Source organism: uncultured Clostridium sp. (assembly GCF_947036855.1).
In the GTDB taxonomy this organism is placed as follows: Bacteria; Bacillota; Clostridia; order Clostridiales; family Clostridiaceae; genus Sarcina.
The window spans coordinates 1-12,682 of sequence record NZ_CAMQRY010000074.1; the positions used below are offsets into that span (position 1 = coordinate 1).

The window sequence follows — 12,682 nt, forward strand, 5'->3', positions numbered from 1 at the left end:
AAATAAAAGCCCATAGAAGAATTTCTCCTATGAGCTTTTACAAAATTTTATATTAAACTATTTCTCTTCCACAGCAGTTTTTATACTTTTTACCACTTCCACATGGACAAGGTTCATTTCTACCAGTCATTTTTTCTGATCTAATAGGCTCTTTCTTAGCTGGAGTATTATCTCCACCATGAGTTGCTGATGTCTCTTTAACAACATGCTCTCTTTCTGGAGCTTGTGATTGAACTCTTACATGATATAAATATTTAACAGTATCATGTTGAATACTATCAATCATTTCTATAAACATATCACTACCTTGTTGTTGGTAAGCTTGAACTGGATCCTGTTGCTTATAAGCCATAAGACCAATACCTTGCTTTAAATGATCCATGCTATCTATATGGTCCATCCACTTAGTATCAACAATTTTAAGAAGTATAACTCTTTCAATTTCTCTCATTTGTTCTGAGCCAATTGACTCTTCTTTTTCATTGTATAACTCATGTGCTTTAGCAAGTAATATTTCATTGATTTCTTCAAAATCTTTATTTTCAAGTTCTTCAACAGTAAATGTGCCTTCTGGAAGGAATATATCTGTTAAGTAAGTTAATAAAAGTTTAATTGAAGCAGCAATATCTTCTTCATCTTCTGTTAAGTGAAGTGCTACAGCATCATTAATTATGCTATCAATCATACCTGTAATACTTGCTTTTAAATCTTCACCTTCAAGAACTTCTGTTCTTTGCTTATATATAATTTCTCTTTGCTTATTAATAACATCATCATAACCAAGAAGACTCTTTCTTATGTCAAAGTTATTACCCTCAACTTTTTTCTGAGCATTTTCAATAGTTTTAGTTACCATTCCATTTTCAATTGCTTCATCATCTGCAAGGCCAAGTTTATCTGCAATAGCTATAACTCTATCTGAACCAAATAATCTCATTAAATCATCCTCAAGTGATACATAGAATCTTGACTCTCCTGCATCTCCTTGTCTTCCTGAACGTCCTCTAAGTTGATTATCTATTCTTCTTGATTCATGTCTTTCTGTACCAATGATTTTTAAACCACCAACTTCACGAACACCATCTCCAAGTTTAATATCAGTTCCTCTTCCTGCCATGTTTGTAGCAATTGTAATTCTTCCAAATGTACCTGCTTCAGAAACTATCTCAGCCTCTTGCTCATGATACTTAGCATTCAGAACTTTATGCTGTATTTTTCTTTGTTTTAAAAGAGTTGAAACAACTTCTGACTTCTCAATACTTGTAGTACCAACAAGAACTGGCTGACCTTTTTTATTTGTTTCAATAATATCTTCAACAATAGCTAAATATTTCCCTTTTTGATTTTTATAAACTAAATCTCTTTGGTCTTTTCTCATAATTGGTCTATGAGTTGGAATAACAACAACATCTAAGTTATAGATATCTCTAAACTCATTTTCTTCAGTTAAAGCTGTACCAGTCATTCCTGATAATTTATTGTACATTCTGAAATAATTTTGGAATGTGATTGTTGCAAGTGTCTTAGATTCTCTTTTAATCTTAACACCCTCTTTAGCCTCAATCGCTTGGTGAAGTCCATCTGAATATCTTCTACCTTCCATAAGTCTTCCTGTAAATTCATCAACAATTATAATTTCATCATCTTTAGTCATATAATCTTTATCAAGCTTCATTAAACAATTTGCTTTTAAAGCTTGTGTTACATAATGTTGAAGTTGCATATTATCAGCATCAGCATAGTTATCTACATTAAATGCTTTCTCTGCCTCTTCAATACCCTCATCACTTAACATAACAGCATGACCTTTTTCATCAATAGTATAATGAGTTTCTTCTGTAAGTCTTTTAACAAAGAAATCTGCTATTTTATAGAAATCTGTTGATTTTTCACCTTGACCTGAAATAATAAGTGGTGTTCTAGCTTCATCTATAAGAATTGAGTCAACCTCATCCACTACGCAGTAGTTAAGTTTTCTTTGAACTCTTTCTTCTTTATAGATAACCATATTATCTCTTAAGTAATCAAACCCAAATTCATTATTTGTTCCATATGTTATGTCCGCATTATAAGATGCTCTTCTCTCATCATTATTAATTCCATGAACAACAACCCCTGTTGTAAGTCCTAAGTATTCATATACCTGAGCCATTTGTTCTCTATCTCTTTGTGCAAGGTAGTCATTTACAGTAATAACATGAACCCCTTTTCCACTTAGAGCATTTAAATAAACTGGAAGTGTAGCAACTAAAGTTTTACCTTCACCTGTTTTCATTTCTGATATTCTTCCTTGGTGAAGAACTATTCCTCCAACCATTTGCTCTCTATAATGACTCATACCAAGTTGTCTTCTTGCACCCTCTCTAACAACAGCAAAAGCTTCAACTAATAAATCATCTAAAGTTTCACCCTTTTCAAGTCTATTTCTAAACTCTTGAGTTTTTCCTTTAAGTTCATCTTCTGATAACTTCTCCATAGCTGGAACCAATGCATCTATTTTATCAACCATAGGCATAATTCTTTTTACTTGTTTATCACTATAATTCCCAAAAATCTTTTCTAAGAAACCCATTATTAATTCTCCTTAATTCTCTCAATTATTTATTGTTAATTATAACACTTATCTTAGCATATTTTCAATTAAACTTCTTTATTTAGGTAAATTTTAAATCTTTTGTATATTTTTTTCAAACAAATAGCCACAGTACCTATAATATTAATAGTTACCATGGCTTTAATAAATTATTCTATCTTCTATTTAAATTTTATCTCTCCATCATTAAACTCATCAAGTATAGCAAGTGATTCAACTCTAGCACCTAAAGCTTCTAAAACTTCTCTCCCCTCTTGGAATCCTTTTTCTATAACAATTCCAACTCCAATAAGATTAGTTTCTGATTGTTTTATAATTTCCATAAGTCCCTTTGATGCACATCCTTTAGCTAAAAAATCATCTATAACTAAAACATTTTCACCCTTAACTAAAAATCTTTTTCCAACTCTAACATTGTACTCTTTATTTTTTGTAAATGACTTAACTTTTGCTTCATATAAATCACTATCAAGATTTAAACTTTCTGTTTTTTTAGCAAAAACAACAGGAACAAAATCAAAATACTGTGAAACAATAGCTGCTATACCAATACCAGATGCTTCAATTGTAAGTATTTTATCAATTTTTTCCCCTTCAAATCTCTTTTTAAACTCTTTACCAATCTCATTTAAAAGTCTTATATCCATTTGATGATTTAAAAAACTATCAACCTTTAATATATTACCAGCTCTTACTATTCCATCTTTCATTATCTTATCTTTTAATAATTGCATATATACCCCCATGCAAATCAAATCCGAAAAATTATGAATATATAGCAAACTATACATTCGTAGTTAGGAAATTTAGGTTTCCTGTAGAAACACTCAAACCATATTTTTGAGCATATACGAACTTGAATTTTTATTTAATATAACATTTAATACCTTTTTTAACAAGTATTATTTCATAAAATGATAAAAAGCGACAGTAGAATCATCACCTTTTTTAAGTCTTGGATACTGTATCATATCAAAATCTTCATTTTCTATCTTCCGTATAATATCATACAAGTATTTAGCCCCATTTTCACTTAATAAATCTAAAAACTCACCCTCATTACAATAATTATAAGTATCAAAAATAGCAGAATAACCATCACTCATAATAGCTATATTCTCAATTTTTTCTAAAACCCCTTCAATAGAATGATTAATAGCCTCTTCCTCAAACTCTAAAACAAAATATCCATCATTCTGATTTTTGAGCATTCTATTACTCATAAGAAGTTTTGTAACTTCCTTTCTAGCCTCTGTAAAAGAATATCCATATTCTTCCCTAAGCCTAATAACCTCTTTAATCGCTACCGCATCTAATTTTTCAACAGCTCTATCTTTTACTATAAAATCTTTATTATCCTTACTATATAAAAGCGTACAATCTCCAAGCATAAAATATTCTATATTATCATTTTCTAATATTCTTATAATAGCTAATGATGCAGATGGTCTTTCAAGTTTATCATTAATTACCTTACCTGCAATATCGTAAAATTCATCACGAATTTTTATAATCCCATCATAAACTATATCTTTTATACTTTTATCAAAATTTCTAAGTTCTTTTTTTAGATAATCATTCCATCTACTAACAAACCACTGACCATCACTATCAAAACTTGTTATTTTTTCATCTAAAAGCCCAGTTGATGCATCTAAAACAAAAGCTATATCATTATTTATATAGGCAATATCCTCATTAAAGGTTTTTCCTGTCTCACTATAAAAATCAAAATACAAAAAAATCATCTCCTATTTAATTATCCCTAAAAAAAATCAGTAGCAATATAATTATCGCTACTGACATATTTAAACTAAATTTATTATTCTCTATTAATTAAAATCATCTGGTTCAATTAAACCATAATTTCCATCTCTTCTTTTATATACAACTTTAGTTTCATTAGTTGTCCCATCTTTATATACAAAGAAATTATGTCCTATAAGTTCCATTTGAAGAACTGCTTCTTCCTCATCCATTGGTTTAAAGTCAAATTTCTTAACTTTTACAATTTTACTTTCTTCTGACTCTGTTTTATACTTAACATGCTCAACTGAAGGATATCTAATTGAACTATATTCATCCTTTTTAAGCTTAGTTTTATATTTAACAATTTGTCTTTCTAATTTTTCTTCAACTAAATCTATTGATTTATACATATCCTCTGTTGACTCTTCTGCTCTTACACAAATTCCGTTAAATGGTATTAACACTTCAACGATATGTCTATTCTTCTGAACACTTAATGTTATTTTAGCCTCTACATCTTCTATAAAGTATTTCTCAAGTTTTAAAACTTTTTTCTCAGCTGCATCTTTTAAAGCCTCTGTTAATTTAATATTTCTAGCATGAATTTTTACCTTCATATGCTCAGCCCCTTTCGAAGAACAGTTAAATTAAATCTAATTAATTTAATTGCTTATTTTATATCTTTATTTTACCCTTACTCTCTCATAACATCAAAGTCCAAAAAATTACACTCTTCTATCAAATTTTTCTAATTAACCTGATTAGAATAAATTAGCTTCATTTTTTACATTTTTTTGCAGATTGACATGTAAATGTTTTCGTAGTAAAGTAAAATGTAGGGTCTTTTTCAAAAAAGGCAAAAAAATAACCATTAGATATAATCTAATAGTTTTATAAAGGTGCTAGCTGACCTGATCTTTGACCCCACACTCGCCTACTGGAACTTTCGCTACCCGGTATCATCCTCTCACTACTAATCCTCTCGATTTTCTCGGTAGGGCTTACTTCTAAGCTGCACCATGCTCACTAAAACTTTTGTTTAGCTTACGTGGATCGTTTCGCCTGCAACTGGCATCGACTTTCAACCACAGACCTAGCACCATATATTATTATATACTACTTTTTAAAACAGTCAATAGTATAATATCAATTTTATGAGTTTTTTCTACAATTTCTTTGCAAATTCTAAGAGTAGCCCCTGTTGTAAGTACATCATCTATAAATAACACTCTTTTTCCACTTATAAAATCTATATTTTTACAAACCTCAAATGCAACTTTCATATTTTTCTCTCGCTCTGATGCATTTAATCTTTTTTGTTCCTTAATATCATTATTCTTCAAAAGAATATTCACAACATCTTTTTCTAAAATTTTAGCAACACCATCAGCTAAATATTTCATATGGTCAAATTTTCTTTTTTTTATAGTTTTATTAGAACTAGGAACAAAAGAAATATAATCAAACACTATATTTTCTTTCTTTATTTTATCAACAAGCAATTCAATAAAATAATCTCCAACCTCAAAATTTTTAAAGGTTTTATATTCTGATACAATTTTCCTAAAAGTAGTTGAGTAATATTTACAACTATAAACTTTAATATTTTTAATTTGATACTCACCCTCAACATCACTGCTAGTATTTATACATTTCTTACAAAGTACACCCTCTTCAATAGTTTCTCCACAATATAAACACTCATATTTTCTTGGATAAACTACTTCTAAAACACAATTAAATAAATATTTTAATATATTACTCATCCCTCCAAGGTATCTCATTATATAATCTTGCAATCTCTTTAGCTTTATCTATATTTATACTTTCTTTTTTACTCAGTAAAATAAGCTCTTTCTTTTCCTGTAAAACAGAATATCTACCACATAAAAACACAACTTCTTTATATGAATAAAAATCTTTGTTATCATTATACATTATTACATTAGTATTCTTTATATTATCAATAAGCCCTTGGATATTACTGTGTATTATAATCGAATTTCTTCTCTCATTCATACTTCTATATAAATCAACACTGCATCCCTCATATAAAATAACTTCAACACCCTTTAAAGATTTTTCAAATTCCATAAACTTATGATATACAGCTCTTGCTTTTTCTTCCTCAACATATATAATTACATTCTCATCTTTACTATTAAACCACTCTAAATACGTATAGAAAACAGCTGGAATTCTCTCTCTTAAATCAAACCTTGTTACAATTATTCTTGGTTCTTTAAAATGAGTTTCTTTAGTCTGTGTTGTTATATATAGCTTTAAAACACTTGGTATCATAACATCTATTGAAAATACTAATATCTTTTCAGCCATTTTATATGCTAAATCAACAATTTCCATAATAGCAGCCTTATTATAATTAGAATAAAAACTTATATCATCAATTATGATAAAATCATATGACTTAGATATCTTCTCAAAATTATCAAATATAAGCTTTTCATAAATACACGCTGTACTTAAAACCATATCTCTAAAAGTAAGATATAAAAATCTTTTTTTAGTATTTAAATTCATTAATTCCTCTATAACAACTTTAGCTTTATATGGCTCCATAATAATGTTTATAACTTTATCATCTTGTATGCAAGCTTCGTTAATTCCTATAACACCAGCTTCTTTTCCCTTATAATAACGCCTTTTTTCCACAAACTACTCCTCCTTAATTTCTATACTCTCCTCACCTTTACTACTTTCAAATGCATCATTTTTAATAATTTCTGTAATTCTCCATTTAAGTGATGAATACCTATCACTACTTCTTGTATTATCAACCATAGATTTAAGTGCTCTTGGAACTCCAACAACTACAACCATTTTTTTAGCTCTTGTTATACCTGTATAAAGAAGATTTCTATTCATAAGAAAAGGTGCTCCCATATAAACAGGAATTATAACAACTGGAAATTCACTTCCCTGACTTTTATGTATAGTAATTGCATATGCAAGTTCAAGTTCATCTAAAAATGTGAAATCATAAACTACTCTTTTTTCATCATCAAATATAATTGCTAAAGTCTTTGCATTATTATCTATAGACTCAATAAAGCCCATATCACCATTAAAAACTCCTTCTCCTTCATTATCACCAAAACCATTAATTCTAGTCCATTTAAGCTTATAATTATTTTTAATTTGCATAACTTTATCACCTTCTCTAAAGGTAATATCTCTATAAACTTTTTCTTGTTTATAAGGTTTCTTCTCATTTAAAGCTTCTTGAATTCTTTGATTTAAATTTAAAACTCCAACATTCCCTTTTTTCATAGGTGAAAGAATTTGAATATCCTTATATTTATCCCATGATGAATTAAACTTTGGAAGTCTTCTATTAATCAAATCAACAATAGTTTCGACCATTCTATCTTGCATCTCTTCTCTAACAAAGAAAAAATCCTTACCTTTTTCATTTAAAAGTGGCATTTCTCCCTTATTAATTTTATGTGCATTAACAACAATCATACTCTCTTTACCTTGTCTAAATATCTCTCCAAGTCTTACAACTTTAGTAAACTTACTATCAATTAAATCACTTAAAACATTTCCTGCTCCAACTGATGGAAGTTGATCTATATCTCCAACAATAATAAGTCTAGTTCCTACTTTTATAGACTTTAATAAATTATTCATAAGCGAAACATCAATCATAGATGCTTCATCAACTATTATAACGTCTGTATCTATTGGCTCAGAATCTATCTTTTGAAAAACTTTTTCCTCTTCATTATCAGCAACTACCATATCTAAAAGCCTATGTATAGTTTTTGCTTCTCTTCCTGTAGACTCTGACATTCTCTTAGCGGCTCTTCCTGTTGGAGCTGCTAAAACAACCTTCATTTTACATTGTTCAAATATATCAATAATAGCCTTTATAATAGTTGTTTTACCTGTACCTGGTCCACCTGTTATAATCTCAATCCCATTAGTAAATGCACCAAGTATTGCTTCTTTTTGTGATGATGCAAAGTTAATTTTATTAAAACCTTCAAACCTACAAATAAGTTCATCAATATCAACATTAACATTTTGAAAATTAGAAATTGCAAGAGTTAATATTTTATTAGTAATCCCAAGTTCACTATAATAATATGGAATAGTAAAAACACCTTCATGTTCTTCAAGCATTTCTATTTTCACCTTATTATCAAGACTTGCATTAACTATATTTTCCTCAACTATTTTTATATCAACATCTAAAGCTTCAACCGCTTCTCTTATAAGTAGTTCTTTTGGCATATATGTATTTCCTGATGCGCAGAAATTATTAATTAAAAACCTAAGTCCACTTTGAATTCTAAAAGCTGAAATCTTCTCAATTCCAATTGATTGTGCTATTTTATCAGCTGTTCTAAATCCAATCCCTGAAATCTCATCACATAGAACATATGGATTATCTCTAACAACATCAATTGCTATATTTCCATATTTTTTATAAATTTTAAGAGTTTGATTCATACTTATACCATGCTCTTGGAAAAACAAAGTAATATTCTTAAGTTCTTTTTGTTCATTATAAGAATCAATTATAATCTCTAATTTCTTTTTACCAATTCCCTCAACAAGCTTAAGTTTACTTATATCATTATCAAGAATTTCTAAAGTTTTATCTCCAAACTTTGAAATAATCTTTTTTGCAGTAACAGGACCAATCCCATGTATAACTCCTGATGCAAGATATCTCTCTATACCTTCCTTTGAAGTTGGTAAAATCTCTTCACACTCTTCAATCTTAAACTGCCTACCAAACTGAGAATGTGCAGCCCAAGAACCTTTAAGTTTTAAACTCTGCCCTTCTTTTATATGTGGAACAAGCCCTACTATTGTATGAACTTGCGTTCCTTCTCTAAATCTAACAACTGTATATCCTGTATCTTCACTTTTAAATACAATACTTTCAACAATACCTTTTAATTCTTCCATTTTCCACTCCTAAAACATAGATTCTATTATTATGATTATATCATATTTGGAAAATTTAAATCATTTATATGAACTGGAATAATTGACTTATTAACTTAAAATGAATTAAAATATACTTATAATGTAAGGAGGGTTTTAGTATGTTAATTAAAAATTGTAAAATTGTGTATTTAGACAGAGTTGAAGAAGGTTCTGTTTTAATTAAAGATGGAAAGATTGCAAAAATCAATCCAACTAATATATCAGAAGAAAATATTATTGATGCAAAAGGTTTATACCTTGCACCAGGATTTATAGATGTTCACATTCATGGGGCTGGTGGACATGATACTATGGATGGTACTTTTGAAGCGATAAATGAAATAGCTAAAGTTATAGTTCAAAGAGGGACAACTTCTTTCACACCTACAACAATGACTGTTGCAGCTGAGGATATTGTTAAATCAATGAAAGTTATTAAAGAAGCTAAAGAAAATGGAACAGATGGAGCTAATGTTTTAGGTGCTCACCTTGAGGGACCTTTCATAAGTCTATCAGCAATAGGTGCTCAAAATCCAAACTTCTTAATTCCACCATCAATCGAAAACTTTAATAAAATAGTTGGAGATTATGAGGATGCAGTTGTATCATTAACACTTGCACCAGAAGTTGATGGAGCTAAAGAGCTTATCAAATATTTAGCAGGTAGAAATATCGTAGCTGCTATAGGACATACAAAAGCAACTTATGAAGAAGCTATGGAAGGTATTAAATGTGGATGTTCACATGCAACTCATTTATTTAATGCAATGTCAGGATTTACTCATAGAACTCCTGGAACTGTAGGTGCTATATTTGATACAGATATTACAACCGAAACTATTTCTGATGGAATTCATATAGCTTACCCAAGTCTTAGAACAGCTTATAAAATCAAAGGTACTGATAAGACTTTATTAGTTACTGATGCTATGATGGCTTGTTGTATGCCTGATGGTGAGTATAGTTTAGGTGGACAGCCTGTTATTGTTAAAGATGGAGCTGCAAGATTATTAAATGGATCTCTTGCTGGTTCAATTTTAACACTTGATAATGCTGTAAGAAATGTATGGCAAAATACAGACTTCCCATTAAATGAAGTAGTTAATATGGCATCATACAATCCAGCTAAACACTGTAAAGTTGATGATAGAAAAGGACAAATCAAAGAAGGATTTGATGCAGATTTCTTATTATTTGATGAAGAAATTAGAATTAAATCAGTTTATGTAAATGGTAAATTAGTTCACGAAGCTTAGTATATATGAAAGATGTTCTTAATTTTAAGAGCATCTTTTTTTATTAAATTATAGAACTTTTGCAAAGTTTGAATTTAATAATGATTTAGCTATATTCCGTACTATTTTTTACAAAAAAGAGCCAAACTAGTTTCCTAGTTTAGCTCTTTAAATTTATTAAAAATTAAAGATATTTCTTAATCTCTTCAACTTTTGTTAACCCTTCCCAAGGAAGTTCAACATCAGTTCTACCAAAATGACCATATGCTGCTGTTTGAGCGTATATAGGTCTTCTTAAATCTAAATCTCTAATGATTGCTCCTGGTCTTAGGTCAAATACTGCATCAATTATTTTAGCAATTTTTTCATCAGCTATTTTACCTGTTCCGAATGTATCAACAACTATTGAAACTGGTTTAGCAACACCAATTGCATAAGCAACTTGTATTTCTAATTTATCAGCAACACCAGCTGCTACTAAGTTTTTAGCTACCCATCTAGCTGCGTAAGCTGCTGATCTATCAACTTTAGTACAATCTTTTCCTGAGAAAGCTCCACCACCGTGTCTACCATATCCACCGTATGTATCAACGATAATTTTTCTTCCTGTAAGTCCAGCATCCCCTTGAGGTCCTCCGATAACGAATCTTCCTGTTGGGTTGATGAAGTATTTTGTGTTTGCATCTAATAATTCTGCTGGCATTTCAGCTCTTACTACATGTTCCATTAAATCTTCTCTAATTTGCTCTGCTGTTGCATCTTCACCATGTTGTGTTGAAATAACTATTGTGTCAATTCTAACTGGTTTGTTGTTTTCATATTCAACAGTAACTTGAGTTTTACCATCTGGTCTTAAATATGGAACTGTTCCATTTTTTCTAACTTCTGATAATCTTCTAGCTAATCTATGAGCCATAGCTATTGGTGCAGGCATATATTCTTCTGTTTCGTTTGTAGCAAAACCAAACATCATTCCTTGATCTCCAGCTCCTACAGCTTCAACTTCATCTTTTTTTCCTTCTCTTGACTCAAGTGCTTCATCAACACCCATAGCTATATCTCTTGATTGCTCATCAAGTGTTACCATAACACCACATGTATCGCAGTCAAATCCGTACTTAGCTCTGTCATATCCAATTTCTCTTACTTTTTGTCTTACAACTTTAGGAATATCAACATAACAATTAGTTGTTATTTCTCCCATAACAACTACAAGACCTGTTGTAACTGCTGTTTCACAAGCAACTCTAGCCTCTGGGTCTTGTGCCATTATAGCATCTAATACTGCATCTGAAATTTGATCACATATTTTATCTGGGTGTCCTTCTGTTACTGATTCTGATGTAAATAATCTTCTCATAATTTTGTTTGTTACTCTAATAATATTATGTTTAGAGTAACTTCCTCCTCTCGTTTATTTATATTAAAAAAAATAAAGCCTCCTCAATTAAGAAGAGACTTATATATACATATATATCTCCTCTTATCTGGCAAAATATTAAATCGATTAATATTTTGCAGGAATTGGCACCGTAGTTATTTCTAACTGGTTGCCGGGTTTCATCGGGCCATGTCCCTCCACCACTCTTGATAAGAGTTTTATTTATTTAATTACTTTGTTATCTTTTTGCATTCTTTAACTTATATAGAAAAATAGTAGATACTAATATAAGTATCTACTTGGTAGTGGGAGAAGGATTCGAACCTTCGAAGTCTACGACGACAGATTTACAGTCTGTTCCCTTTGGCCACTCGGGAACCCCACCTTGTTATTGGAGCTAGCAATCGGACTTGAACCGATAACCTGCTGATTACAAATCAGCTGCTCTGCCAATTGAGCCATGCCAGCATATTCTATTTTCTAATTATTTAAATGGTGGTCGCAACAGGGCTCGAACCTGTGACCCCCTGCTTGTAAGGCAGGTGCTCTCCCAGCTGAGCTATGCGACCTTATTATCTGGAATTTATTCTCTTATAAAAAAATGGTAGTGGGAGAAGGATTCGAACCTTCGAAGTCTACGACGACAGATTTACAGTCTGTTCCCTTTGGCCACTCGGGAACCCCACCTTGTTATTGGAGCTAGCAATCGGACTTGAACCGATAACCTGCTGATTACAAATCAGCTGCTCTGCCAATTGA

At 30.4% G+C, this 12,682-nt stretch carries 9 protein-coding genes, 4 tRNA genes and 2 riboswitches; of the genes, 1 reads left to right on the forward strand and 12 read right to left on the reverse strand.

Features of this window, described 5'->3' with window-relative positions:
- Positions 1–52 precede the first annotated feature (52 nt).
- The 7 genes from secA to Q0V15_RS08600 form a co-directional block, all read right to left on the reverse strand.
- Entirely contained in the window at positions 53–2,572 is a 2,520-nt protein-coding gene (secA, locus tag Q0V15_RS08570; protein ID WP_297437997.1) for a preprotein translocase subunit SecA, read from the reverse strand.
- A gap of 182 nt (positions 2,573–2,754) precedes the next feature.
- Positions 2,755–3,327 (reverse strand): xanthine phosphoribosyltransferase, encoded by a 573-nt coding sequence (locus Q0V15_RS08575; protein WP_297437999.1) that lies wholly within the window; start codon positions 3,325–3,327, stop codon positions 2,755–2,757.
- A 40-nt stretch (positions 3,328–3,367) separates the two neighbouring features.
- Positions 3,368–3,467, reverse strand: a riboswitch (purine riboswitch).
- A 28-nt stretch (positions 3,468–3,495) separates the two neighbouring features.
- Positions 3,496–4,332, reverse strand: coding sequence for a hypothetical protein (locus Q0V15_RS08580; RefSeq protein WP_297438001.1), 837 nt, complete (start codon positions 4,330–4,332; stop codon positions 3,496–3,498).
- Positions 4,333–4,425: 93 nt separating this feature from the next.
- On the reverse strand, positions 4,426–4,959 hold the full coding sequence (raiA, locus tag Q0V15_RS08585) for a ribosome hibernation-promoting factor, HPF/YfiA family (protein WP_297438003.1): 534 nt from the start codon (positions 4,957–4,959) through the stop codon (positions 4,426–4,428).
- Between the two features lie 492 nt (positions 4,960–5,451).
- Positions 5,452–6,108, reverse strand: coding sequence for a ComF family protein (locus Q0V15_RS08590; RefSeq protein ID WP_297438005.1), 657 nt, complete (start codon positions 6,106–6,108; stop codon positions 5,452–5,454).
- Positions 6,101–7,015: a hypothetical protein gene (locus tag Q0V15_RS08595; RefSeq protein WP_297438007.1), complete on the reverse strand. Its 915-nt coding sequence runs from the start codon at positions 7,013–7,015 to the stop codon at positions 6,101–6,103. Before Q0V15_RS08595 ends, Q0V15_RS08590 begins: the two co-directional genes overlap by 8 nt.
- 3 nt (positions 7,016–7,018) lie before the next feature.
- On the reverse strand, positions 7,019–9,286 hold the full coding sequence (locus Q0V15_RS08600; RefSeq protein WP_297438009.1) for an ATP-dependent RecD-like DNA helicase: 2,268 nt from the start codon (positions 9,284–9,286) through the stop codon (positions 7,019–7,021).
- A gap of 140 nt (positions 9,287–9,426) precedes the next feature.
- Between Q0V15_RS08600 and nagA the strand changes: the two genes are divergently transcribed.
- Entirely contained in the window at positions 9,427–10,563 is a 1,137-nt protein-coding gene (gene nagA, locus Q0V15_RS08605; protein WP_297438011.1) for an N-acetylglucosamine-6-phosphate deacetylase, read from the forward strand.
- A 163-nt stretch (positions 10,564–10,726) separates the two neighbouring features.
- On the opposite strand, the gene metK is transcribed toward nagA, so the two are convergent.
- The 5 genes from metK to Q0V15_RS08630 form a co-directional block, all read right to left on the reverse strand.
- Positions 10,727–11,902, reverse strand: coding sequence for a methionine adenosyltransferase (gene metK, locus Q0V15_RS08610; protein WP_297438013.1), 1,176 nt, complete (start codon positions 11,900–11,902; stop codon positions 10,727–10,729).
- 120 nt (positions 11,903–12,022) lie between these two features.
- Positions 12,023–12,139, reverse strand: a riboswitch (SAM riboswitch).
- A gap of 84 nt (positions 12,140–12,223) precedes the next feature.
- Positions 12,224–12,308: transfer RNA gene (locus tag Q0V15_RS08615), tRNA-Tyr, on the reverse strand.
- A gap of 7 nt (positions 12,309–12,315) precedes the next feature.
- Positions 12,316–12,391, reverse strand: a tRNA-Thr gene (locus Q0V15_RS08620).
- 25 nt (positions 12,392–12,416) lie between these two features.
- A tRNA-Val gene (locus tag Q0V15_RS08625) sits at positions 12,417–12,492 on the reverse strand.
- Between the two features lie 33 nt (positions 12,493–12,525).
- Positions 12,526–12,610 (reverse strand) — tRNA-Tyr (locus tag Q0V15_RS08630).
- Positions 12,611–12,682: the final 72 nt, after the last annotated feature.

Bases quoted from the DNA above. Each gene is read 5' to 3' on its own strand.
- secA (WP_297437997.1), bottom strand. From the start codon at position 2,572: ATGGGTTTCTTAGAAAAGATTTTTGGGAATTATAGTGATAAACAAGTA.
- Q0V15_RS08575 (WP_297437999.1), bottom strand. From the start codon at position 3,327: ATGCAATTATTAAAAGATAAGATAATGAAAGATGGAATAGTAAGAGCT.
- raiA (WP_297438003.1), bottom strand. From the start codon at position 4,959: ATGAAGGTAAAAATTCATGCTAGAAATATTAAATTAACAGAGGCTTTA.
- Q0V15_RS08590 (WP_297438005.1), bottom strand. From the start codon at position 6,108: ATGAGTAATATATTAAAATATTTATTTAATTGTGTTTTAGAAGTAGTT.
- Q0V15_RS08600 (WP_297438009.1), bottom strand. From the start codon at position 9,286: ATGGAAGAATTAAAAGGTATTGTTGAAAGTATTGTATTTAAAAGTGAA.
- nagA (WP_297438011.1), top strand. From the start codon at position 9,427: ATGTTAATTAAAAATTGTAAAATTGTGTATTTAGACAGAGTTGAAGAA.
- metK (WP_297438013.1), bottom strand. From the start codon at position 11,902: ATGAGAAGATTATTTACATCAGAATCAGTAACAGAAGGACACCCAGAT.